The 24,572-nt window shown below is 25.0% G+C and carries 31 protein-coding genes; 23 read left to right on the top strand and 8 right to left on the bottom strand.

Translation table 4 applies throughout. The annotated features are described in order from the left end of the window. Positions 1 to 23: 23 nt before the first annotated feature. The 5 genes from AAHM95_RS02320 to AAHM95_RS02300 all read left to right on the top strand — a co-directional run bounded on the left by AAHM95_RS02320 (position 24) and on the right by AAHM95_RS02300 (position 2,984). Positions 24 to 569, top strand: coding sequence for an L-threonylcarbamoyladenylate synthase (locus tag AAHM95_RS02320; RefSeq protein ID WP_338961373.1), 546 nt, complete (start codon positions 24 to 26; stop codon positions 567 to 569). A gap of 36 nt (positions 570 to 605) precedes the next feature. After that, positions 606 to 1,214 (top strand): hypothetical protein, encoded by a 609-nt coding sequence (locus tag AAHM95_RS02315; RefSeq protein WP_338974253.1) that lies wholly within the window; start codon positions 606 to 608, stop codon positions 1,212 to 1,214. A gap of 83 nt (positions 1,215 to 1,297) precedes the next feature. Continuing rightward, positions 1,298 to 1,546 (top strand): hypothetical protein, encoded by a 249-nt coding sequence (locus AAHM95_RS02310; protein WP_342273999.1) that lies wholly within the window; start codon positions 1,298 to 1,300, stop codon positions 1,544 to 1,546. Between the two features lie 60 nt (positions 1,547 to 1,606). Then, positions 1,607 to 2,305 (top strand): hypothetical protein, encoded by a 699-nt coding sequence (locus AAHM95_RS02305; RefSeq protein WP_338975738.1) that lies wholly within the window; start codon positions 1,607 to 1,609, stop codon positions 2,303 to 2,305. 82 nt (positions 2,306 to 2,387) lie between these two features. After that, positions 2,388 to 2,984 carry an SAV1803-related protein gene (locus tag AAHM95_RS02300; RefSeq protein ID WP_338974249.1) on the top strand — a complete coding sequence of 199 codons (597 nt, stop codon included), beginning with the start codon at positions 2,388 to 2,390 and terminating at the stop codon, positions 2,982 to 2,984. Positions 2,985 to 3,056: 72 nt separating this feature from the next. On the opposite strand, the gene AAHM95_RS02295 is transcribed toward AAHM95_RS02300, so the two are convergent. Then, on the bottom strand, positions 3,057 to 3,461 hold the full coding sequence (locus AAHM95_RS02295; RefSeq protein WP_342273998.1) for a hypothetical protein: 405 nt from the start codon (positions 3,459 to 3,461) through the stop codon (positions 3,057 to 3,059). A gap of 440 nt (positions 3,462 to 3,901) precedes the next feature. Here AAHM95_RS02295 and upp point away from each other — a divergent pair, with 440 nt between their 5' ends. The 16 genes from upp (at position 3,902) to AAHM95_RS02215 (ending at position 16,406) form a co-directional block, all read left to right on the top strand. Further along, a complete protein-coding gene (upp, locus tag AAHM95_RS02290; protein WP_425289623.1) occupies positions 3,902 to 4,555 on the top strand; it encodes a uracil phosphoribosyltransferase in 654 nt (217 codons plus the stop codon). Between the two features lie 53 nt (positions 4,556 to 4,608). Further along, entirely contained in the window at positions 4,609 to 4,965 is a 357-nt protein-coding gene (locus AAHM95_RS02285) for a hypothetical protein (protein ID WP_338974247.1), read from the top strand. Continuing rightward, positions 4,966 to 5,772 (top strand): F0F1 ATP synthase subunit A, encoded by an 807-nt coding sequence (locus AAHM95_RS02280; RefSeq protein WP_342273997.1) that lies wholly within the window; start codon positions 4,966 to 4,968, stop codon positions 5,770 to 5,772. Between the two features lie 26 nt (positions 5,773 to 5,798). Further along, positions 5,799 to 6,092 (top strand): ATP synthase F0 subunit C, encoded by a 294-nt coding sequence (gene atpE / locus AAHM95_RS02275; protein ID WP_281749185.1) that lies wholly within the window; start codon positions 5,799 to 5,801, stop codon positions 6,090 to 6,092. A gap of 33 nt (positions 6,093 to 6,125) precedes the next feature. Further along, the gene (atpF, locus tag AAHM95_RS02270; protein WP_281749184.1) at positions 6,126 to 6,653 is read left to right on the top strand and encodes a F0F1 ATP synthase subunit B; all 528 of its coding nucleotides are present in this window, start codon (positions 6,126 to 6,128) and stop codon (positions 6,651 to 6,653) included. 12 nt (positions 6,654 to 6,665) lie between these two features. Beyond that, positions 6,666 to 7,208: a F0F1 ATP synthase subunit delta gene (locus tag AAHM95_RS02265; RefSeq protein ID WP_281749183.1), complete on the top strand. Its 543-nt coding sequence runs from the start codon at positions 6,666 to 6,668 to the stop codon at positions 7,206 to 7,208. Positions 7,209 to 7,219: 11 nt separating this feature from the next. Next, entirely contained in the window at positions 7,220 to 8,803 is a 1,584-nt protein-coding gene (gene atpA / locus AAHM95_RS02260; protein ID WP_342273996.1) for a F0F1 ATP synthase subunit alpha, read from the top strand. A 28-nt stretch (positions 8,804 to 8,831) separates the two neighbouring features. After that, positions 8,832 to 9,683 carry an ATP synthase F1 subunit gamma gene (gene atpG / locus AAHM95_RS02255; RefSeq protein WP_342273995.1) on the top strand — a complete coding sequence of 284 codons (852 nt, stop codon included), beginning with the start codon at positions 8,832 to 8,834 and terminating at the stop codon, positions 9,681 to 9,683. A gap of 17 nt (positions 9,684 to 9,700) precedes the next feature. Then, on the top strand, positions 9,701 to 11,263 hold the full coding sequence (gene atpD, locus AAHM95_RS02250; protein WP_338985983.1) for a F0F1 ATP synthase subunit beta: 1,563 nt from the start codon (positions 9,701 to 9,703) through the stop codon (positions 11,261 to 11,263). A gap of 14 nt (positions 11,264 to 11,277) precedes the next feature. Next, on the top strand, positions 11,278 to 11,595 hold the full coding sequence (locus tag AAHM95_RS02245) for a F0F1 ATP synthase subunit epsilon (protein WP_174480958.1): 318 nt from the start codon (positions 11,278 to 11,280) through the stop codon (positions 11,593 to 11,595). A gap of 5 nt (positions 11,596 to 11,600) precedes the next feature. After that, complete coding sequence (locus AAHM95_RS02240; RefSeq protein WP_338961288.1) at positions 11,601 to 11,831, top strand: hypothetical protein; 231 nt, start codon at positions 11,601 to 11,603, stop codon at positions 11,829 to 11,831. A 243-nt stretch (positions 11,832 to 12,074) separates the two neighbouring features. After that, positions 12,075 to 14,135 carry a PTS transporter subunit EIIC gene (locus AAHM95_RS02235; protein ID WP_342273994.1) on the top strand — a complete coding sequence of 687 codons (2,061 nt, stop codon included), beginning with the start codon at positions 12,075 to 12,077 and terminating at the stop codon, positions 14,133 to 14,135. Positions 14,136 to 14,238: 103 nt separating this feature from the next. Beyond that, on the top strand, positions 14,239 to 14,661 hold the full coding sequence (locus AAHM95_RS02230; protein ID WP_342273993.1) for a hypothetical protein: 423 nt from the start codon (positions 14,239 to 14,241) through the stop codon (positions 14,659 to 14,661). Then, positions 14,661 to 14,945, top strand: a complete 285-nt coding sequence (locus tag AAHM95_RS02225; RefSeq protein WP_342273992.1) for a hypothetical protein — start codon at positions 14,661 to 14,663, stop codon at positions 14,943 to 14,945. The genes AAHM95_RS02230 and AAHM95_RS02225 overlap by 1 nt, the downstream gene beginning before the upstream one ends. A gap of 28 nt (positions 14,946 to 14,973) precedes the next feature. Next, the gene (locus AAHM95_RS02220) at positions 14,974 to 15,654 is read left to right on the top strand and encodes a DNA alkylation repair protein (protein WP_339043265.1); all 681 of its coding nucleotides are present in this window, start codon (positions 14,974 to 14,976) and stop codon (positions 15,652 to 15,654) included. Positions 15,655 to 15,842: 188 nt separating this feature from the next. Beyond that, complete coding sequence (locus AAHM95_RS02215) at positions 15,843 to 16,406, top strand: hypothetical protein (protein WP_342273991.1); 564 nt, start codon at positions 15,843 to 15,845, stop codon at positions 16,404 to 16,406. On the opposite strand, the gene AAHM95_RS02210 is transcribed toward AAHM95_RS02215, so the two are convergent. The 4 genes from AAHM95_RS02210 to AAHM95_RS02195 form a co-directional block, all read right to left on the bottom strand. Next, a protein-coding gene (locus tag AAHM95_RS02210) for an IS3 family transposase (RefSeq protein ID WP_338975281.1) occupies positions 16,393 to 17,510 on the bottom strand; the annotation gives its coding sequence in 2 pieces (ribosomal slippage) (positions 16,393 to 17,240 and positions 17,240 to 17,510; 1,119 coding nt in all). The genes AAHM95_RS02215 and AAHM95_RS02210 overlap by 14 nt on opposite strands. Before the next feature lie 47 nt (positions 17,511 to 17,557). Further along, positions 17,558 to 17,737 carry a hypothetical protein gene (locus AAHM95_RS02205; protein WP_342273990.1) on the bottom strand — a complete coding sequence of 60 codons (180 nt, stop codon included), beginning with the start codon at positions 17,735 to 17,737 and terminating at the stop codon, positions 17,558 to 17,560. Between the two features lie 105 nt (positions 17,738 to 17,842). Further along, positions 17,843 to 18,079 (bottom strand): hypothetical protein, encoded by a 237-nt coding sequence (locus AAHM95_RS02200; RefSeq protein ID WP_338976087.1) that lies wholly within the window; start codon positions 18,077 to 18,079, stop codon positions 17,843 to 17,845. Positions 18,080 to 18,173: 94 nt separating this feature from the next. Beyond that, entirely contained in the window at positions 18,174 to 18,335 is a 162-nt protein-coding gene (locus AAHM95_RS02195; protein ID WP_338976085.1) for a hypothetical protein, read from the bottom strand. 261 nt (positions 18,336 to 18,596) lie between these two features. On the opposite strand from AAHM95_RS02195, the gene AAHM95_RS02190 reads away from it, so the two are divergent. After that, positions 18,597 to 19,835, top strand: coding sequence for an IS256 family transposase (locus AAHM95_RS02190; RefSeq protein WP_281749630.1), 1,239 nt, complete (start codon positions 18,597 to 18,599; stop codon positions 19,833 to 19,835). 117 nt (positions 19,836 to 19,952) lie between these two features. Here AAHM95_RS02190 and hpf read toward each other — a convergent pair whose 3' ends face one another. Together hpf and AAHM95_RS02180 are read right to left on the bottom strand one after the other, a co-directional pair. Continuing rightward, positions 19,953 to 20,345 carry a ribosome hibernation-promoting factor, HPF/YfiA family gene (hpf, locus tag AAHM95_RS02185; protein ID WP_342273989.1) on the bottom strand — a complete coding sequence of 131 codons (393 nt, stop codon included), beginning with the start codon at positions 20,343 to 20,345 and terminating at the stop codon, positions 19,953 to 19,955. A gap of 166 nt (positions 20,346 to 20,511) precedes the next feature. Beyond that, positions 20,512 to 21,651: an MFS transporter gene (locus AAHM95_RS02180; RefSeq protein WP_342273988.1), complete on the bottom strand. Its 1,140-nt coding sequence runs from the start codon at positions 21,649 to 21,651 to the stop codon at positions 20,512 to 20,514. Between the two features lie 556 nt (positions 21,652 to 22,207). On the opposite strand from AAHM95_RS02180, the gene AAHM95_RS02175 reads away from it, so the two are divergent. Further along, positions 22,208 to 22,642: a hypothetical protein gene (locus AAHM95_RS02175; protein ID WP_342273987.1), complete on the top strand. Its 435-nt coding sequence runs from the start codon at positions 22,208 to 22,210 to the stop codon at positions 22,640 to 22,642. Between the two features lie 2 nt (positions 22,643 to 22,644). On the opposite strand, the gene AAHM95_RS02170 is transcribed toward AAHM95_RS02175, so the two are convergent. Further along, positions 22,645 to 24,270 (bottom strand): Mbov_0401 family ICE element transposase-like protein, encoded by a 1,626-nt coding sequence (locus AAHM95_RS02170; protein WP_342273986.1) that lies wholly within the window; start codon positions 24,268 to 24,270, stop codon positions 22,645 to 22,647. Positions 24,271 to 24,572: the final 302 nt, after the last annotated feature.

Raw genomic sequence — 24,572 nt, 5'->3', positions numbered from 1 at the left:
TTAAAATTTATAGTGGTGTTTTCATGATAACTTTACAGCAAAATCAAATTAAAGAAATTAGCCAAATCATTGCTAATGGCGAAGTGGTTGCTTTACCAACAGATACAATTTATGGTCTTGTTTGTAAATTTGATGATGACAAAGCTATTAATAAAATTTATCAAATTAAAAAACGTGATTATAGTAAAGAACTGCCAATTTTAGTTGCTAGTTGAGAGCAAGCTAAAAGCATTGGTATAATTAGCGATCAATTACAGTCATTTTTAATAAATAATTTTAGTGCTGGTAAAGTTACTGTTATAGTTTTAAAACAACCTAGTTTAAACACATCATATTGAATAAATAAAAAGACAATAGCAATTAGAGTTAGTGCTTCACATTTTATTCAAAAATTAATTAAATTAACAGGGCCTTTAGTAGCTACAAGTTGTAATTTAAGTAATGAACAACCAATTAACGATTATCATAATATAAACTTGCCTAATTTAAGGTATAGAGTAGCAGGTGAGATTTTAACAAATAAACCATCAACTATTTTTAATAGTTTTAATGATAAAATTATTAGATAATAATTAGATAACAGTATTAAAAAAGGAGATAATACTATGAATTGATGAATAATTTTAATTATTATTGCGTGCACAACAATATTGATTTTATTAATTGCACTAATTTTATTAATTAAAAAAAATAAACAAAAGAAAATATTAAAAATTACTAAAGATATAAATACTTTATATAAATACTTAAAATTAAAAAAAATAAATACTAAAGAATTACCAGTCTCAATAGAAAAAATTAAAGAAGATATTTATTATAGTGACAAAGTCATTTTGGGAAAGTATGAAGAACTTAATAAGATTTCTGGCCAAAATATTTTGCTAAAAACTGAATATAGTGCTGCCAAAAAATTATTTTTACGTTATAAAATTAAAGACGTTAATCTTATCAAATCATCAGATTTTATACCTTTAAATCAAATAGACTTGTTAATTTCACAAAATAATCTTTATTTTATTGATTCTTTTGAACTACAAATAATACCATTAGTTGATGTTAAAAGTATTACATTTTTTTGAGAAAAAAATAATTATATAAAAAATAAACAAAAATATATTGGTATTGAAATTAATTTTCAAAATAAACGTTTATTTTTTCTTTTTAATAAATATGAAGAAGCAATTAGTTTTGCTGTTCATGTTATTAGTTTATAACAATTATTATTTAATAATTAAAAATTTTGCTTTTTTTGTGAAAATGATATAATTATACAAAATATATTATTAGGAGCAAAATTATGTCAAAAAAACACTTTAAATTTAATACTTGAAAGTTTATTCAATTTACTGGCTTTTTTTTAATTATTTTAGGAATTATTTTTTCTTTTTCTTCTTTTAAAGTTAGCCTATTGTTATATTTTGGTTTAGTATCAGTATTAATAGGTTCTATTAATATTTTAATTTACTATATTTTTATTGGAACAAATAGTTATAAAAAATATTCAAGAAAACAAAATAATAATAAGTTAATAATCAAAAATAATTAAGAAATATAAAGTTAAAACTAAGAAGATTAGTTTTTTCGAGAGAATAATAGGTGAAAAACTATGAGAAAAATATTAAAAGTATTTAAAGCGATGTTTTTAACGAGCATTATTTCTTTACCACTTATTGCATGTGATAAGGTAAATGATGCAAATCAAAAATATGTTGATATTAGTAATATTAATATGGAAGTTACTAATGCTCCTGTTGAATTAAATAAAGATATTTATAATATAGCTTTAATTAAATTTAAAACTAAAGTACAAACTGAAATTAGTAAATTAGTTCCAGAAGGAAAAAAGCCAGAAAATGGTACTGATTATAAAATAACAATTCTTAATCATAATGATATGTATGCTAAAATTAATAAATTTGAATCACTTACTGTTAATGTATCTGCTTCAAATAATAGTAATATTTTAAAAGGTAGTTTTAATGCTTGTGTAAAATTAGTACCAAAGGCTAAAGACATTAGTAATATTAATATTGATAAGCAAGAAGAAAAAATTAAAATTAATACCACTACTTTTGGTGAAGCAATTGCTTTACGTTGTTTATCATTAATTGAAAGTAAAATTAACGCTATTGTTCCAACAGCAAAACAAGATAGTGACTATGTTGTTAATGTAGAAGGTCATACTTTATCAGAATCTATTAAAACATTTGATGATGTTCATATTAATGTTAATGCTATTGAAGATGATTATCATTTTTTATTACATGGTAGTTTTAGTTTTTTCTTAGCCTTTGCTAAAGATTAATTTATATTATTTTGGGTAATAAAAAAGATAACTTAATTTTCATTATTATCATAAAAATAAAGTAGTATAGTATGGGGTAAGCATGTCAGAAGTAGAAAAGTTATTAACAATGAATTATGAAAATGTTTGTAATTTTTTAAAAAATAAATATGGATGTATTTCAAAAAATTATTTTTCAGATGCAACAATGTCTAAGAAATCACAAGGAATAACAAGGGGAAAAGAAGGTTTATATATTCATCATATTGATGAAGATAAAGCAATTTTATTATCTACTCCCAAATGAGCTCAAAAGTCACCATTTGCCTATCAATATGCTGATCGATTAGTTTATTGTAATTTATTAGAACATTTGGTTTTACATATTAAAATTTTTGAATATCCTCATCCAAATAAACATAATTTTATGGAAGTTGGTGTTGGTGGAATTTATGCTTTTATTGTTCCTGAATTAAATGATATTTATAGTGGTATTCAATATAAACAACCATGAAAACAGAAAGTTGCTGAAGTTGTTTTACCATTAAAAGAAGATTATTTTAAATGTATTAAAAAATTAGTAGAACTTGGGTTTTCTTATCCTTTGCTTACTTCTTTTAATCATCAATTTGGTACATGAAATAATAGAAATAATAATAAGTTATATGAAGAAATGAAAAAAATGGGTGTTAAACAGTAACTTTTTTTATTGTTATTTAATCATAAATAAAAAATGTTAGTAAATTACTAACATTTATTTTTATTAAGTTTATTAAAAAGTTAATTGACAATGATTTTGATTAATTATTGGTAATTGTTCACTATTAATACTTGTTATATCGTTGTTTCTTAATAATGGAGTTCTTTCAGATATTTGTTGTTCGTTATTACTTTCAACATTAATATCAGAAATATTTGTTGGAAAACATTTATCATAAATATTTGAAATGGAAGTGCCAATTCCATACCGTAGTTTAGAGCCTAAAAATGCTCCAATCAAAGGTGAACCTGCTATAGTAAACATTATTCCAAAGAGTGCCATTCCTGCTTCTGGATCATGGAAAGCTTCCTTATTTTTTGAAATTAAATCATAATAAAAATAACTTATACCACCTAATGCTGTACTACCACCTAATATTCCGCCTGTATATGTAAAGTATTTTTGAATTTTTTTCATTTTTTCTCCTTTCAAAATAAAAAACTATTTATTTTAAAATTAAAATAATAGTTTAAAAACTTGTATGAAGTTTTATATTTTAATTTTAACATAAGATTTTTTTTGATAAAAATAAGACAAAAATTACTATTAATAGTTTATTTCAAATATATAATTTTCTATATCAATAAAAGAAATTTATTAAATTTATATTTTAGATTATAATTTTTTTAAAATAAAAACAAAGTTATTAAAATAAAATTTATAAATTATATTTTTATTTAGTTAATTTTGAACTATAAGAATGTTATTAACAATTAAAAAAATAATTTTTGAATAAATCTTTTATCTTTTTTCGTTATTTTTATTGTTATTTTATTGATTTATAAATTAAAAGGCGTAAAATTTCATATTAGTATATATTTTAAATTATTGAAAATATACGCATTAAAGATAAAGGAGTGTTTTTAGTGGAAAGTAGTAAAAATCTGTTTATTGTTAATCATCCTTTAATACAAGATAAATTAACAAGAATTAGAAATCACTTAACCCAAAAAAAAGATTTCAAAGAGAATTTAAGCGAAATTGCAACGTTAATGGCTTATGAAGTATTTAAAGATATTCCTCTTGATGAAATTGAAGTTGAAACACCCATTACTAAAGTTATTGGTAAAACATTAACCAAGACAATCATTCTTTCTCCGATTTTAAGAGCAGGATTAGGGATGACAAATGGATTTGAGTATGTAGTACCTAATGCAATTATTAGTCATGTTGGTCTTTATCGTGATGAAGAAACTTTAAAACCACAAAAATATTTTTTTAAATATCCCAAAAATATTAAAAATATAAGTGATGCATTAGTATTTATCTTAGATCCAATGCTTGCTACTGGTGGTACTGCTGATGCTGCTATTAAAGAATTAAAAAAAGTAGGTTTTAAAAACATTACTTTAGTTTCCATTGTAGGAGCACCAGTAGCTATTAAGAAAATTAATCATAATCATCTTGATGTTAAGATTTTTTTAGCAGCGTTGGATAAAGAATTAAATGATGATGGTTATATTGTACCTGGATTGGGTGATGCTGGTGATCGAATTTTTGGAACTAAATAAATATTTTAATGGAAAAAATTAGAAATAACCTTTTTCTTTCAATACTTTTTACAATGTTATGCTATTGATTATTAATTAATGTAGGATTAATTATAACTGTTATAATTAATACAAACCATTGGTTATTAATTACTGGATTTAATATTGGTTTTATAGGAAGTATGATTGGGTTATGCTTTTTATATTTATCGTCAAAATGATTAACCAGTGGAATACATTTAAAACAAACCTTAGCATATTTTGGATTCTTATTAAGAATGTTAATTTATGGTTCAATTATAGTTTTGAATATTTTCTTTAATTTTGCTAATATTTTTACTATAATTGCCGGAATGTCAATATTGATGGTTGCTACTATTACTGCAACGTTATGTGTATATCAAAAAAATAACTTAAAAGAAGGAATTTAAATGGAAACTTTAGCTGGATTGGAAAGTTGGAATTATTTACAAATTATGCCACAATTGGTAACAATTTTGATAACAATAGTCTTTATCAGTGTTATTAGTTATATTTATTATTATAAAGTAAAACGAATGAAGCCTGATGAAGATCCAAGAGGTATTGTTTTAGTTGTTGAATTAATAATTAAATCAGTTGAAAAAATTGTTGTTGATGTTCTTGGTGTAAAGTATAAAAACCTGACAGTTTATTTGTTATATGTAATGGGTTATATTTTAATTGGTAATTGATTATCGATTATTGGTCTTGAACCACAGTCATCAATGTATACGGTTACTTTATCAATGGCATTAGTTACTTTTATTGGAATATATTATATTGCTATTAAATTTCAGAAACTTTTATTTTTTAAAAAATTTATTATTAACCCTCTAGAATTAATTACTCAATTTGCACCTTTGATTTCTTTATCTTTTCGTTTATTTGGTAATATTTTAGGTGGAAGTATTATTTTGGCAATGCTTTATGGGGTAACTGCTAATATTTGAAGTAATATCCCAATTATTGGTCAGATGAATTTATTAATTGGTGTAATTGGACCATTCTTACATATTTATTTTGATTTATTTGCTGGAAGCATTCAAGCCTTAATTTTTGGCACCTTAACTCTTGTTTATTGGAAATTACAAATGGAAGAAGGAAGTTCTCATAAGGGAGAACTTACTATTAAATTACCAAAAAAACTTCGTAAACAACAAGCAATAAATCATGAAGAAGAAATTTATACCGAACGTTCAATTATGGAAAAAAAATAAAATACAAAAAGGAGAATTTATTTATTATGGAATTATTAACAACAGTAATGACACATGTCTTTCATTTTTTTAATCATTTAGCAGCTGATCCTAATGGATTGATGAATTTAAAGTTTGTTGGAGCTGGAATTTCAACTATTTCTTGTGCAGGAAGTGGAATTGGTCAAGGTTTTGCTGCTGGTAAAGCTGTTGAAGCGGTTGCTCGTAATCCTGAAGTAGAATCTAAAATTAGAACACAATTTGTTATTGGTGCAGCTATTGCCGAATCAGGTGCTATTTATGGTTTAGTTGTTTCTCTAATTTTAATATTTGTAGCATAAGGTATTAAAAAATATTAAAAAGTAGGTGATTTTATGAATTTTAATTTCAATGATTTAGTATCAGGTGATGATATTGTTAATCAATTATTTCCCAATCTTCCTGTTTTTATTGCTCATATTTTTGCAACATTAATTTTATTAATGGTACTTTGAAGATGAGTTTATGCTCCGTTTCGTAAGGCTTTACATTCGCGACATTTAGTAATTAAAGAAAAACTTGATGATGCTGCTTGCAAGCAATCATTAGCTAATCAAGATCGTGGTGAAGCTAGTCAAATATTAAAAGCTGCTAAAATTGAAGCTCAGGAAATTATTGCTAATGCACAAAATGATGGTTACAATAAGCGTAAACAAATTATTGATAAAGCGCAAGAAGAGAGTATGCGTATTACTAATCAATCAAATCGTGATTTAGTTCGTGCTCGTAAAGAGGCAGAAGCAAAGATTAACGAAGAAATCAAAGTAGTAGCATTAGAAGCAGCTAAAAAAATTATTGGTGCTGAAATGAATGCTAAAAAACATGAACAATTAATTACTGATTTTATTAAGAATTTGGAATAGTGGTGAAGTTAAATGATAGATGAAGGATTAGCTAATCAATGAAGTAATGGTCTTTTTCAATTAGCAAGAGAAATAAAAAAAATTACTCAATTTGCTGAAGAAAGTAATAAATTAATTGATATTTTTACTACTTATCCAGAATTTATTGATATTACTAGTAGTAGTAATTTAACTATTGAAACACGTAAACAAATTATTAGTGAAACTTTTAAAAATCATATTGAACCATATATGTTAAATTTTTTCTTTTTGTTGATTGATGAACATCATTTCCAGTGTGTTCGTTTCATTTTAAAAGAATTTCGCAAATTATGTAATGAATATCAAGATGTAAACTATGGCATTATTTATTCAGTGATAGAACTTTCAAACCAACAAATAAATCAAATAAAATTGAAAATTGAGAAAGTCATTAAACATAAGATTAAAGTCGTTAACAAGATTGATAAATCATTAATTGGCGGTATTAAAGTTAAAGTACGGAATCAAGTTTTTGATGGTTCAGTTAAAGGTCAAATTGATCAATTAAAACAAGAATTATTAAGTCATGAATAGAGGTAAAACAAATGTCCTTAAACGTTAATCAAATTTCAGAAATTATAAAAAGCCAAATTAAAAATTATGGTAAAAAAATTAGTGCTAATGAGGAAGGCATTGTTGTTACTGTCGGTGATGGAATTGCACTAATTCATGGTTTAGATAAGGCTGTTAATGGTGAATTAGTATTTTTTCCTAAAAGTAATATTTATGGTATGGTTTTGAGTTTAGAAGAAACTGCTGTTGGTGTTACTTTAATGGGGGATGACACGGGTATCAAAGAAGGAGATATTGTTAGTAGAACAGGTAATGTTGTTGAAACACCAGTTGGTAATATGCTTTTAGGAAGAGTTGTTAATGCACTAGGGCAAAAGATTGATGGTAAAGGTCCAATTAAAACTACGAAAACTAGACCGATTGAAAGAATAGCGCTGGGTGTGATGACTAGAAAATCTGTATCAGAACCTTTAGCAACAGGATTATTATCAATTGATGCAATGATTCCGATTGGCAAAGGTCAAAGAGAGTTAATAATTGGTGATCGTCAAACTGGAAAAACAACGATTGCTATTGATACTATTATTAATCAAAAGGGTAAAAATGTTTTTTGTGTTTATGTTGCTATTGGTCAAAAGGCCTCAACTGTTGCTCAAATTGTTGATAAATTAACACAATTAGGGGCAATGGAGTATATAACTATTGTTGCTGCTACTGCTAGTGAAGTTGCTCCTTTGCAATATATTGCTCCTTATACAGGAGTAACTATTGCCGAAGAATGAATGGAAGAAGGTAAAGATGTCTTAATTGTTTATGATGATTTGAGTAAACATGCAGTGGCCTATCGTGCTATTTCTTTATTATTAAGACGACCACCAGGAAGAGAAGCTTATCCAGGAGATGTTTTTTATCTTCATTCACGTTTATTAGAACGTGCAGCTAAATTAAATGAAAAACATGGTGGTGGGAGTATTACTGCCTTACCTATTATTGAAACACAAGCCGGTGATATTTCTGCATATATTCCTACTAATGTTATTTCAATTACTGATGGTCAAATTTTTTTAATGTCAGAATTATTTAATGCCGGAATTCGTCCAGCAGTTGATGTGGGTTTATCAGTTTCACGGGTAGGTTCATCAGCACAAATTAAAGCAATAAAACAAGCAGGTGGAACATTAAAATTAGAATTAGCACAATTTCGTGAATTACAAGCTTTTTCACAATTTGGTTCTGATTTAGATGAAAATACTAGAGCTGTTATTGAACATGGTAAACGTGCCATTGAAATTTTAAAACAAAAACAAAATGAACCATTAAATCAAATTGATCAAGCAATTATTTTATTAGCAATTAAAAATAAGGCAATTAAATGATTACCAGTAGAAATGATGGATTCTTTTAAAAAGGAAGTAATAACTTATTTTCAAAAACAACAACGAAAAAGTTATTTAAAATTACAGCAAGATCAAGCGTTTAGTGAAGAGTTACAAGTGAGCATTAGTCAAGGCATTATGCAGGTTGTTTATAATTTGACCAATAAGCTAAATGACTATAATCCTAAAATATATGGTAGTCTTGAAGAATGGGAAACATTAATTAAAACATTCAAATAATGTATTTAGGAAGGTAAGGTGAAATATCATGGCTCAAAGCATGGAACAAATTAGACAAAAAATTAAATCTGTTAATACTAGTTATAAAATTACTAAAGCAATGCAACTAGTATCAACAGCTAAATTAAAAAAAGTAGGTAAAAGAATTGAGATGATTAAACCTTATTATTCTGAAGTTTATGATACATTCAATCAACTAATACCTAAATTAAGTAATTCAATTTATTTAAAAACAAAAGATCAAGTTATTAATAAAACAATATGAGTCGTTTTTAATTCTAATTTAGGATTATGTGGTGGTTTTAATAATAATTTAAATAAATTAGTATTAGAACAATATAAACCACAAGATGAAATAGTTGTTATTGGTAGTAAAGGAGTTTCATACTTTACTAATCATCATTGTAAAATTATGCAATCTTATACTGAAATTAACATTCAATCATCATATAATGATTCGCAAGAGATATCTTTGTTGTTACTTTCTAAGTTTAATAATAAAGAAACTGATGCTATTAAAATTGCATATACAAAATATTTAAATACGGTAACAACAATTCCAAAAATTATTGATTTATTGCCAATTGTTTCTATTAAAACTAATCAAGAAAGTAATTTAATTCAAACCGATTTTGAACCAGACGCTAATACTGTTATTAATAGTGCTATTCCTTTATATGTTGGTGCCATTGTTTATGGTACATTAGTAGAATCACAAGTGTCAGAGCAAGCATTACGAAGATTAGCAATGGAAAATGCTTCAAATAATGCCAAAGAAATGAAAGATAAATTATTAGTAAGTTATAATCGTGCCCGTCAAGGTGCTATTACCCAAGAAATTTCAGAAATTATTGGTGGCGCTGATGCCCAATCATCATAATAAAGGAGTAAACTAAAATGAAAAATGCAACTAGTAAAAAACCTATAACAATTAAAGAAAAAAAAGTTAGTGATAAAAATTCTTTAAAAAAGGATAATACTAAAGTTATTGCTAAAGTAAAAGCAAAAGTCACTAAAAAAGTAGTTAATAGCAAAGAAAGTGTTAAAACTAGTAAACAATTACCAACTAAACGAAATATTGGAAAAATTGTTCAAATTTCAGGTCCAGTTATTGATATTCGTTTTAATGATAATAGTTTACCTAATTTAAATAATGCTATTAGTATTGATAATAATGGTCAAAAATTAATTGTTGAAGTTGCAAAACATATTGGTGATGATAGTGTTCGTTGTATTTCAATGGGTCCAACTGAAGGATTACTACGTGGTCTTGAAGCAGTTGATTTAGGAATACCAATTAGTGTTCCTGTTGGTGAAGAAGTTTTGGGTAGACTTTTTAATGTATTGGGTGAAGTCATTGATGATGGTAAAGAACTTAAAACTAAATTAAAATATCCTATTCATCGTACACCTCCTAGTTTTGATGAATTACAATCAAAATCAGAAGTTTTAGAAACAGGAATTAAAGTTATTGATTTATTAGCACCTTATGCTAAAGGTGGAAAAATTGGTTTATTCGGTGGAGCTGGAGTTGGTAAAACAGTTTTAATTCAAGAATTAATTAATAACATAGCTAAAGAACATGGTGGTATTTCTGTCTTTTCAGGAGTTGGCGAAAGAACACGTGAGGGTAATGATTTATATTATGAAATGCAAGAGTCAGGTGTTATTAGTAAAACTGCTTTAGTGTTTGGTCAAATGTCAGAACCACCAGGTGCTAGAATGCGTGTTGCATTAACTGGTTTAACAATTGCTGAATACTTCCGTGATGAAAAACAGCAAGATGTATTATTATTTATTGATAATATATTTCGTTTTACACAAGCTGGTAGTGAAGTATCGGCCTTATTAGGAAGAATGCCTTCAGCAGTAGGATACCAACCAACATTATCGACAGAAATGGGTGCTTTACAGGAACGTATTGTATCAACAACACGTGGTTCTATTACATCTGTACAAGCAGTATATGTACCAGCCGATGATCTAACTGATCCAGCTCCTGCGACAACATTTACTCACTTAGATGCTAAAATTGTTTTAGATCGTAATATTGCTGCTTTAGGGCTTTATCCTGCTGTTCATCCTTTACAATCTTCATCAAGAATGTTAGATCCTGCTATTGTTGGTCAGGAACATTATGATGTTGCACAAAGAGTTATTGAAACAATTCAACGTTTTTCTGAATTAGAACCAATCATTGGTATTTTAGGAATGGATGAGTTGAGTGAAGAAGATAAAAAAATAGTAGCTAGAGCAAGAAGAATTCGTAATTTTTGTTCACAACCATTTCATGTTGCTGAAAAATTTTCGGGTTTAAATGGTATTTATATTCCTATTAGTCAAACTGTTAATAGTTTTAAACAAATTTTAGATGGTGAATGTGATGATTTACCAGAGCAAGCATTTTTATATGTAGGAACTATTGAACAAGCAATTGAAAAGGCAAAGAAATTGAGATAATTGAAGGTGATAGTATGGCATTAAATCTTAAAATTATTACTCCTGATGGTATTTTTTTCGATGGAGAAGTACAGTGAGTTAATGTTAAAACAACTGAAGGCTATGTTGGTATTCTTGAATGGCATACACCTTTGATTGCTAATATTCAAATATCAAAAATGTCATTTAAAATTAAAGAAAAAATTCGTAATTTAACGATTTCTGGTGGACTTTTGGTAACTGATTTACATATGGTTCGTATTATTAGTGATAAAGTTGAATATACATCAATTTTAAAAGAGCAAGAAACAAAGGTATTTGATGAACGTATTAAAAGGGTTAGTGGAGGTTAATAAATATGCATGATTCACATTTAATAAAATGAATAATTGAAATAAGTATTTATCTTTTTAGTTTTATTGCTAGCGGATTTGCTGTAAAAGCAATTCCTTTTAATAAATTTCTTGATCATAAAAGAGTAAAAGAATCATGAATTTTATATATGTTAACAACTTTAGTTTTTACTTATTGTATTGGTACGTTAATTATTAAATTTATTGGTTTAGATATTTGATTTAATTTAAATTAATACTTAAAATTAAAAAAATAAAAATAGTAAGTGTTTTAAAATATTTACTATTTTTTTAATTACAATATACTATTAAAATTTATAGTAGTTATTAATAATATCTATATAGATTATAAAATTTCTCCGAAATTACTATTATAGTAGTAAAAAAATCGTTTTTATTTATTTTATTGTTGTTTTTACTATTATATATATATATAATATTTTTATCTGTATAGAACAATATAGAATGGAGGTGAAAAAATGAGTAAATTTTTTCATAGTAAACAAACATCTCCTGAGGATAAGAAAAATCCTAGTTTTACTTTTAAAGGAACTTTCAATAAATTAGGTGGCAAAATGTTTGGTAAAATGCAAAACTTATCAAGAGCCATTGTTTTACCAATAGCTACATTACCAATAGCTGGTTTATTGTTAGGAATTGGTGGTGGAGTTGCTAGTGCTTTAAAGCAATTGCCTAATCATGATAATCTTGTTGCTATTATTAATATTTTTTCAATTATGCAATCAGCCGGAAACGTTGTTTTTGCTAATTTAGGATTGATTTTTGCTATTTCTATTGCTTTTGGTTTTGCAAAAGCTAGTAAAGGTGTAGCTGCTCTTTCTGGATTTATTACTTTTATTGTTATGACTTCAGTTATTAGTGGCATGTTTTTTTGAAATCCTAAAACAGGAATGTTGGGGTTTGATCCATGAGGTTTAGGTGAAGGTGCAAAGATTACTCCAGAAAGTGGTAAATCTTCTGGTTTATTTTCTTCTGTCTTAGGATTATTTCCTACGTTTGATACTTCAGTTTTAGGTGGCATTCTTGTTGGTTGATTAGTATCAATTGTTCATAATCATTCATACAATATTCGTATGCCAAGAGTATTAGCTTTTTTTGGTGGTGAACGTTTTGTGCCAATTTTAGCTGTTTTTGTTGGAATAGGAATGGGATTAGCTTTTTTCTTTATTTGACCAATGTTATTAATTGCTTTTAGAGAAATTGGTAATGGCTTAGCAGCTGGTATGAATACAGGTCAACTTACTGATGGACAGTTAACTGGTGATAATTTTCATCCGACAGTTGGTGGAGCATTTATTGCAATGTTTTTTGGAATTACTGAGCGTTTATTAATACCAACAGGATTGCATCACGTTCAATATGCGCCTTTCTGATATACTGGAATTGGTGGAAATTGAATTAATGAATCTGGTGATCATTTTGTTGGAGCGTACAATATTTTCTTTGGACAATTTGCTTCTAATGCAGTAGGACACATGAATCAAACACCGGGAACAATGTTTATGAGTGGGCGATTTGCATATATGCAATATGGCTATCCCTTTGCAGCACTTGCTATGTGAATGTTAGCACGACCAGAAAATAAAAAAATGGTTGGTGGTATTTTAGGATCTGCTGCTCTAACTTCTTTCTTAACAGGAGTTACAGAACCATTATTGTTTTCATTCTTATTTGTAGCACCATTATGTTTTGTTTTCCATGCATTTATGGCAGGAATTAGTTTTATGATGGCGTATTTATTAAATATAGTTGTTGGTCAAGGTTTTGCTGCTGGATTTATTGATTTTTCTTTCTTTGGAATATTACCAAGTATTCTTGGTAAAGAAACAGGATTCTATTGAGTATTTGTTACTGGATTAATTATGGTACCTGCTTATTTCTTTGGGTTCTATTACATTATTAAGTGAAGAAATTACAAAACTTTAGGTCGTGAAGAAGGAGAATTAGCAACCAACTTAGCTTTACAAAGTGTTGAAAGTTCTTTAGATAAGTCTTCAAAAAAAGGTAGAACAAAAATAGAAAATTTATTACTTGGACTTGGTGGAGCATTAAATATCATTGATGTTAACGCTAAAGATAAAGTATTAGTTGCAACTTTAAAAGATGCAAATATTTATTCAAAAGCTTTATTAAGATTAAGTGGAACTAAAAATATTAAAGTAATTGCCAATAAAGTTGAAATTACCTATCTTGATGGTGCAGAGTCTATTCATAAAACTTTACAAGCAGAAATGACAAAGAAACAAACATTAACACCTGATACTAATAAAGATAAAAATAATGATATGTTAGAAAATATTTTTAAAGGTCTTGGTGGACGAAGTAATGTTAAATTATTAGACAATTGTGCTACAAGATTGCGTGTTACAGTTTTTGATGAAACTAAAATTGATGATAATATTTTAAAATCAACTGGTGCGGTTGGTATCTTTAAAAAAGGTACAGCTATTCAGGTAATTTATGGGCCACAAGTAGGTAATATTAAAAATGATTTATTAAAAACTTGAACTCCAAAATAAACTATTACTAAAATATAAAAATGAGCAACTTTTTGAGTTGTTCATTTTTTTAGTTTTAGTTACGGATAATGTTAAAATTATAATATAGGATGGAGGGAAAACTATGTTTTTTGATAATGAAGAAAAAAAGTTAGAAGAAGCTAGGTATGAAGAAATACAAACAAATATACAAAATTTAACATTAACAATTGATGTTAATATTGTTGTTAAAGATTTATTTAAATATATTAAATTAAAATGTACACAAAAAATTAGAATTATGGATATATTAGCATTGTTTTTATCAATATTTTCAATAATTCTTTCAATATTATTAACTGTTATTGATAAAACTGATCAAAAAATTAGTTTTGAACTTCGAAAATTATTGTATGCGGTAAATATATTTAAAGATTTAACAGTGGTAATGGTATTAGTAATTGCATTATTTATGAGGTTAAATATTGAATTAAACAAAATAAGCAATTCAAATCTTTTTATGCAGCAAATGCTGATTTTACACCAGAAGAAATTGTTTCGGAACTAATGGATCTTAATAATATTTTTAGTTTCAAGCATTGAAATGAAATTTCATTCCATATTAAATATTATAAAAAATGTAAATCATTTAAACGACATGCAATTTTAATCGCTATTTTGGATTATTATCAATTGCCAATTAATAAATGAAATTTAATGTATTTAAATCAAACAATTAGTTATTTAAATAAAAAACATTTTCGTCATATTCTTAGATTATGCATATTTAGTTGTTTAGCAATAATAACGATTATTTTAATGAGTACTTTCCCTTCAATATTTTTAAGATAAAATATTTTATATAGATAGAAAGGTATATATGGAAAAATTTAATGAAGAAATAAAAATATTAACGACAATTTTTATTAATAATGCTAATATCAATACTAAAATTAAACAAGAAAAATTTTTAATTAATAATTTCAAATTTTATGGAATTTTAACTAGTAAACGAAAACCATTAGTAAGATTATTTTTAGATAAATGAAATAAAAATTTATCTTTAATAAGTAAAAAACAGTTATTTGAAACATTATATTTACAAAAAAATCGTGAATTTCAATATACAGCAATGGAATTTTTAAATCTTTGATGAAAGAAAAACTTAAGTTTTAATGACTTAGATTGGCTTTTATCGATAATTAAGCATAATATTTGATGAGATACTACTGATTATTTTGATAATATTATTGGTGTTCTTATATTTAGTAACAATAATATTAGTGTTAGAGATCAATATTTATTTAAGTTAATAAATGATAGTAATTTTTGAATTCAAAGAATAGCAATTCAATCACAATTAATGTTTAAAGAAGATACTGATTTTAATTTACTATTTGCATTAATTAAGCCATTGTTATTAACAACAAATTTTTATCTAATACGTTCTATTGGTTGAGCATTGCGTAATGCTAAACGAGTTAATTCACAAAAAATTAATGATTTTATTAAAATTAACAATGTTAGTAAAAAAATAATTGTTGTTATTAATGAACATTAAAAATAAATGAAGGTTTTATATTAATATTAAAAATAAAATTGCTTATAAATAATATTTATAATAATATTCTTAAAATAGTGTAAGATTCACTTAATAGATAGAGAAAAATATTAAAATATAAATATAAGTTTTTGACCTATTTACTTTATTTTAAAGTAAATGGGTTTTTATTTGGAAAGGAAAAGCACATGCCTAATAATTATTCATTGATTGTTAAACCTCTTTTACAAGAAGAACCTATCATTAATAGTAATATTTCAATTTTTAAGACTTTACAAGTAGAATCTAATACAACAATGATTTCAATAATACCTTCAATAAAAATATCAATTTTAACAGATCATGAAATAAAAGCTTTATCTAAATATCAAATTCAATCATTGCTACCAGAGCAAATACCACTTTTTACAGCAGAACAAATTAAATCGTTTAGACCCAAACAAATTCAATGATTTTGATTATGACAAATTCAGTCATTTACATCTATTCAAATTGCAGCATTTACATTAGAACAAATTCCGTATTTAACATATGAGCAAATCCCAATTTTTACACCAGAACAAATCCTTGCGTTTACACCGTTGCAAATTCAATCTTTTACGATTGAACAAATTCGGTTATTTACAACCGAACAAATCCCTGCGTTTACACCGTTACAAATTTCTGCTTTTACAAAAGAACAAATCCCAGAATTTACAGAAAAACAGATTGCATCTGGAATGGCAACCCTTTTTAGGACTATTTTTTGGTAGACATTTGTTTTTGATAACTAATTGGAGTTAGGTAGTTTAGAGTACTGTGAATTCTTATGTTGTTATATCAATTGATGTAATCAAATAATTCTAATTTTAATTGGATTAATGATGTAAAATTTTTATCATTAATAAATTCAATTTTGAAAGTTTTAAAAGTTGCTTCAGCAACAGCATTGTCATAAGGACATCCTTTTTTGCTTAAAGATCGAGTTATGTTGAAAGCTAATAAAAGTTTATCAATAGTTTTATTATTGAATTCATTACCGCGATCAGTATGAAATATTTCAATATCTTTTAAACAGTGATTTGATTGCATAAATGCTTGATATACTAATGATGCATCTTTTTTAACTCCAACACTATGTCCAATAATTTCGCGGTTAAATAGGTCGATTAATAGGCAAATATAGTTTCATTTACCATTAACTTGAACATAAGTTAAATCACTAACAATAACTTCATTTTTAATTCTATTATTAAAGTTTCTATTAACAAGATTGGTTATTTGACTATCATTGACTTTATTATGATAATTTTTGAATGATAATTTAGTGTATTTTGATATTAAATTATGCTTATTCATAATTTCTTTAATTTTTCTGCGTGATAAATAAATTTCTTGGTTTGCTAGTATGACTTTTAATCTTCTAGTACCATAAACTTCTTTATTTTCTTTAAAAGCACTAATAACAGCTTGTTCATAAATATTATTTTGAATTTTATTTTTTTTCTTTAAATTAAAATAATATGTTGATTTAGAGAGTTTTAAAAAATGACACATTGTGCGAATTTTATATTTAGATTTATTATTTGCAATAATCTCTACTTTCTGCCTATTATTAGTGCTGCTTGCTTTAAAATATCAATTTCCATTCGTAACTGTTTTAATTCTTTATTTGCTTGAATTAATTGTTTTTCTAAATCTGAAAGATTATCTTTAGTTTTAAAACTACCTGAATTAGTAAATTGCTTAATTCAATTGTAAGTAGCTGCTCTTGTAACATTGTATTCTTTAACAAGGCAAGATACTGATTTGCCACTTTGATATAAAGCTACTATTTGTTTTTTAAATTCATCTGAATATGAGTTAATAGTGACCATAATTATAATTCCTTTCTTTTAACTAATTTGTTCACTTGTCTATGTAATTAGTGTCCAATAAAGTGTAACCCATCCACTAATTTTTTACCAAATAATAAACTATTAATTGAACCTAATACTGGATTACTTATTACTTGACCATAATAAGCACTTGTACCAATCATTGCACTTAAAGGACTTATTGAAGAGCGTATTATTTTTGTTAATGTATAATTATTTGTTTCCATTTCTATTCTCCTTTATTTGCTTTTAACATTTCTCTTACAATATCTAATAAAGTATTTACTTGATAATCATATAATTCAAATTCATGAATTCTAATTTTAATTTTTTTAATTTTCTAATTTTTTAATGGTTACTTTAATTCAACCTTGATAAACATCATTATCACCAACTATTAATGCAACATTACTTTCTGGGTCAGAAACAATTATGTGTTTTGATTTAACATTTGGGTATTGTCTTAAAATAATTGCTCTAATATCATTACTGGTATGAATTGATTTTGGAAATGGTGACAATATTTCAATTTCATCTTTATTTTCAAACAAAGTAGGTAATATTATCATTAATGTTCATCTCCTTGATTACAATATTTTTCACAACAGTTATCACAATATCCTTTATCACATTTTATTGCTTCATCTTCATAACAAAAACACATTAGTCAAATTCTCCTTGTTCAATTTTAATTAATAGATTTTTTAAACATATTTTTTCTCATATATAAAATTCTATTTGTTTAAAATATTTAACATTAGATATTTCATTTGTAAGTCATGTTATTCGTTCTTCTAAATCTTTAATTAATTTTTCTTTATTCATAATTTAACCTTTCTTTTCTAACTCTTTTATTTTGTTTTTGTTTACATAAGTTATTACATTTATGAGCAAAAACTCTACCATAACCACATTTATTATTCTTTTTAATTTTTATTATCATTATAAAATTCATTACTTTCTAAATATTCTAATATATTTGCATAAGTATCGGAAATGTTTAGTAATCTGTGTAACTTACAAAAATAACTATGTTTAATTAATTCTAGTAAATATAATTAAATGACTAGAAAGAGTGAGTTACAGATGGCTAAAAAAGATAACTTTAATAATAATGATCCAATATCAAAAGCAGTAGATTTATTACTAGAAAATACTGAAGATTTAACAACAGTTTTTAAACCTGGCGGTTTATATAAAGAATTAACAAAAAGATTAGTTGAAAAAATGTTGAATTCTGAAATGCAAAATTATTTAGGATATGAAAAAAATCAACATAGTACTACTGAAAATGCTCGTAATGGTACAAGTTCAAAAAAATTAATAACTCAACAAGGTAAAATTGAAATTGATGTACCAAGAGATCGCAATAGTAATTTTACTCCTGTAATAGTTCCTAAAAGGCAAAGAAGATTTGATGGTTTTGATCAACAAGTTCTTTCCTTGTATGCAAAAGGAATGACATTATCTGACATTAGAATGCAGTTGCAAGAGTTATATCATGGTGCTGATATTAGTGAAAGTGTTATTAGTCAAATTACTGATGATGTTATTGATGATGTTAAAGCATGACAAAATCGACCATTAGAAAGTATTTATCCTATTGTTTATTTTGATTGTATAGTAGTTAAAGTACGACAAGATAAACGGATTATTAACAAATCAGTTTATATAGCATTAGGAGTTGATTTAGAAGGCAAAAAAGATGTTTTAGGATTATGAATTAGTGAAAATGAAGGTTCTAAGTTTTGATTATCTAATTTCACAGAAATGAAAAATCGTGGCTTAAATGATATTCTTATTGCTTGTAGTGATAATTTAACAGGCATGTCAGAAGCAATACAATCAGTTTATCCTAAAACAGAACATCAATTATGCATTGTTCATCAAATTAGAAATAGTTTAAAATATGTTTCATACAAACATCGAAAAGGTCTAGTTGCAGATTTAAAACCAATTTATAGTGCATGTAGTGAAGAACAAGCAATGCAAGCTTTAGAATCGTTTGAAAGTAAATGAAATAAACAATATCCTCAAATTACTAAATCTTGATATAAAAATTGAGATAATTTAATGGTTTTTATTAGTTATCCAGTAGAAATCAAAAGAGTGATTTATACTACAAATGCTATTGAATCTGTTAATAGTCAATTACGAAAAATCATCAGAAATAAAAAAGTTTTTCCTAATGATATGGCAGTTTTCAAAATATTTTACTTGGCAATTGAAAATATAACAAAAAAATGAACATTGCCTATTCAAAATTGAAATACAGCAATTGCTCATTTTATGATAAAATTTGAAGACAGAATTAATCTAAATTAGTAACTTTGTAAAACAAAGATACACAGATTATTAAAAAGCCTCAATGAAAAATATGATGCATCATATTTAAATAAAAAAACTAATGCTAATAATTGTATACTTTCATAAACGTTTTCTTTAATCTTTATTTTCTGTTACGTCAATAATAACTTCACTATTATCATCAAGAATTTCTTTAGTTATAAATTGACCAACGCTTTCAGCACCAGTTTTATCAGCAACAGTTTTTAAACGACTTAATTGTTTTTCCAACGGAACCAATGTTTTATTAATGCCAACATAAAGATCGTGATTTTCTACTAAACACTGTAAAAAATTATTATTTAATAACTGAATATGAACGAAAATATTATATGTATGATTACTATTTCTTTCAATACCAACTTTAGCAATCATATCTTTTTTAATATATTTAGAATACTTTTCTTGTAAATAATTAAAATTTTTATCAACAGCATTTTTAATTTCATAAGTAATATTAATATTTTTTCCATGGACAATAACTTGCATGATTAATTGCTCCTATCTTTTAATTATTATATACATTTTCCCATAAACAAATAAATTTTAAAAGATAATAGTGTAATTAAATTTAAATTATTAACAACTAAGCAAAATACCAATTATATTTATAATATGCTCAATATAATCTTCAATTAAATTAATGATTAATACTCTATTTTTTATCTTTTCATGATTTTTGTTTTAAAAAATTTTGTTTTCCATTAAAAGCAATAGCTGTTTTTCAACGTGGATAATTATTACCTTTAGTAATAGCATTAGTATTATTCATTGGTTGTAAATTACTAATATCAGAAGTGCCTCCATGAAATAAAGGTCGTTGATGTATAATAGTTCAATTATAACTTTTAGGATCATCATCAAGTTTAACATTACTAATAAAGTTATTCCTAAACATTAGCGCACCTGCATAGTCTTTTCGATATAACTGTGGATTATAATCATCAATAATTTCTCCTTTATTTCATACTTCTTCAATTTGTTGTGGTGTTCAAGTTACTTCGCTATTAACAACATTACTACTGTTATTAGTTTGAACAGGATTCGGATTACTAGTTACTTGATAATCAAGTAATTTTGATTGTGGAAGTGCACCTCCACCAGTATTATTAATAACTATATTTATACCTTGTGTTGATTTATCGTGTTCATTAAAAAATCGATCTGTAAATGATGGTCCAATAGTTTGTTCACCAAAAAGAGAATTTTGTTCAACACTCGCGGATATTTCTGTTGCTGATAAAGCATTATTATTTGTCAATGATAATGCTTTTTTTGATTTATTTCTTAGATTAGCCATTATTAATCATAAAGAAAAAAGTACTAAAAAGAAACTACAAATTAATGCAAAGCCTCAAGGCAAAATAAAAAATAAAACATTAATAATTTTTTTGTCCATAACATAACTATAAATTTTTTTATAACCATAACTTATTAATAATCCTGAACCAATAAGTAAGACAAGCGAAATTACTACTACTATTAATGCTCATACTAAAGTTATTACTCCATATTTATTTAAAAAAATAAATGGAATTGTAATAAACACTAGAGTAATAACCGAAAAAATTAAAGTAAAAATTGTTAAAATCTGAAAAGTAAGAGTAAATGTAATGCCTTTACTATTAATTACTTCAGTTAAAATTACTAAAATCTCATTAGCATTAGTACGATAAAGTATAAGTCATAATACTCAACTTATAATCAAAGTTATTGCCATTAACCCCGAACTAACAATAATTCCTCAACGATTATGAGAATTAATGTTTCTATAATTCTCTGCTGACACTTCCATACTAAAACCTCACAACTCTAAAATCTCATATATTAAATTCTATCATAAATGATGATTAACATGTTTAACGACAATTATGAAATATAAATGAAAATATAACCTTTATAAAAATACTTCTTGAAAATTAAAATTTAGATTTAACTTAATAAAAATGTATCATAATATTTTTAATAAACTTTAAATTTGCAATGTTCTTGCGAATAATTTTTTGTTAAAAATTGTTGATTTTGTGATTCTGATTTATTAATTTCTTCAATATTTAATCTTTCATCTAATGATTCATCTTCAAAAAATTTCCTTCTACTCTCTTTTTTTGCTAATCTATTTTTTTCTAAAATATCAAATAAACTTTCTACTTTTAATGTAGGGAGATTGTCAAAAATCCGGAATAAATTAATTCATAAGTCTTATTATTATGTTAGACAAGAAATAATTTGGATTTTTATGAAATTGTATTTAAATAATATAATTTTTTTAAATTTATTGCAACTAAAATACTTATAATTAAGTTTAGTAAGTGTTAAACTTATGAAATAAAATTAAGGAGAATTTAAAGATGACAATTAAAGCACTTAAAAAATTACAGTTAATAACTGTATTACTATTTATTTTTACTATTTTAATTATGACTATAGGTTTAACTCTTATAGGTTCTTGTGATTATCATTCTCATATTTATAATTTATTAACAAAAAAACATATAAATCTAGAAAAAAATGGATTTGGAATATTAAGTACAACCAGTATAATCCATATTTTAGGTTGTTCTCCGAAATTTGTATGTTCAATAACTAATTGTAATGGAAATTATTATAATTGAATTCAATTACAAATTGGAGTGATTTTTTGTCTAATTTTAGTACCAATTTTAATAATTATAATTTTATCATTAACTTTTTTCATTATTGGTTTAAAAGTAAAAATAAAAAATAATAATTTTTGAGATGCTATTCAAAATTGTGAAATAATAAGTAACTATTACATACATTAAAACTATGTTTCTAAATTTATCTTATTACATTTAAAAATAACCATTTTAATATAAATTAAAATATTATATGTTCTATTACCAAGCATTTCTTTTAAAACGTGTCAAATATTTGTTTCTGTAAAACAACCAATATTTCATTTTGCACCCTGATTTTCGATACCTTGTTTATTATTTTTAAAATACTGTTTCTTTAATTTTTTATGATTATCTAATTCTTTATATAAATAGATAATTAATTGTTCATATTGACCATTATTAATTAAATTTTTACAGTGATTATATTTTTTTAAATATTTTCCTTTATTTCCAGACATTATTCCAAGATATAATGTTCTAATTAAATGAAATTTATCTAAAACAAATTGTGCACCTAAATAATCTGCTACATCTTTAATTCATCCTGCACTATCACCACAAATAATGATTTTTGCTTGTTCAATGTTTTCATAAAAATTTTGACAATGTTCTTTAACAAATTCAGCAGTTTTTTTAACACCAATTGCTGTTTTTGTTGGTCTAATAATTGCTTTTACTCTTTTATTTTGTACTTTGTGATTAATATTATCTGTATATGTTCTATTACCAAGCATTTCTTTTAAAACGTGTCAAATATTTGTTTCTGTAAAACAACCAATATTTCATTTTGCACCCTGATTTTCGATACCTTGTTTATTATTTTTAAAATACTGTTTCTTTAATTTTTTATGATTATCTAATTCTTTATATAAATAGATAATTAATTGTTCATATTGACCATTATTAATTAAATTTTTACAGTGATTATATTTTTTTAAATATTTTCCTTTATTTCCAGACATTATTCCAAGATATAATGTTCTAATTAAATGAAATTTATCTAAAACAAATTGTGCACCTAAATAATCTGCTACATCTTTAATTCATCCTGCACTATCACCACAAATAATGATTTTTGCTTGTTCAATGTTTTCATAAAAATTTTGACAATGTTCTTTAACAAATTCAGCAGTTTTTTTAACACCAATTGCTGTTTTTGTTGGTCTAATAATTGCTTTTACTCTTTTATTTTGTACTTTGTGATTAATATTATCTGTATATGTTACTATTAAACGCATAGAGTGTTTTATACCCTTACGTTTAAAATTTCAAAATTTTCGATGTCCATCATCAATTGCTACAAAAATAGGTTGATTTTTTTCTAATTTTACTTTTACTGGATTTACTTCAATTACTTTTAAATTTTTAAAAACTCTATGAACAGTACTAACACTAATACCTGCTTTTTTACAAATAGCACAAATATCATGATATCTTTTTCCATCAGCAAAATATTCAATAATAGTTTGTTCAACATCTTCACCAATTCTTTTATATTTAGGTAATTCTAGTCATTCATCAACTAAACAAACACGAACTCATTTTTGTAATTTTTCATCAAAATATTCATAAATTCTTCTTTTATAAGTTACTAATCCATACATTATTTTTCTTGTTCGATATTGATAATCAACAATCTTATATTTCTTTTTATCTCTTGTATTTTTTATTCTTCAATCTCATTTTTCTCATTTTTTTGTTATATGTTCTAAAACTAATTTATCAATTTTTGCACTTTGTTCTCTAAAATTTCATTTATAATTAAAATTCACATTTACTTCTCCTAACTATTTTAAAAAAATCTAAATTTATTGTAAATATATTTAAAAAATTAATTTACTTAATTATTATATAAATATATAAGTGTTATTTTAAATAAAATAAAAAATATTTAAAAAATCACTTTCATATTTAAAATATAATAAACAAATACAATTCAATTAATAATATAGGTATCACAAAATAAACGCCTTTAATTTAGGCGTTATTTTGCATTTAAAAGCATACTGTCAATATCGAGTGAAAATTTCCCAAAAATATTTTTTAAAAAATAAATTATTTTGAAAAGTTATAC

It is taken from the genome of Spiroplasma endosymbiont of Phycita roborella, assembly GCF_964031195.1.
In the GTDB taxonomy this organism is placed as follows: Bacteria; Bacillota_I; Bacilli_A; order Mycoplasmatales; family VBWQ01; genus Spiroplasma_E; species Spiroplasma_E ixodetis_A.
Note: the sequence above shows the minus strand (reverse complement) of the source record. Positions and strands in the feature narration are given on the sequence as shown.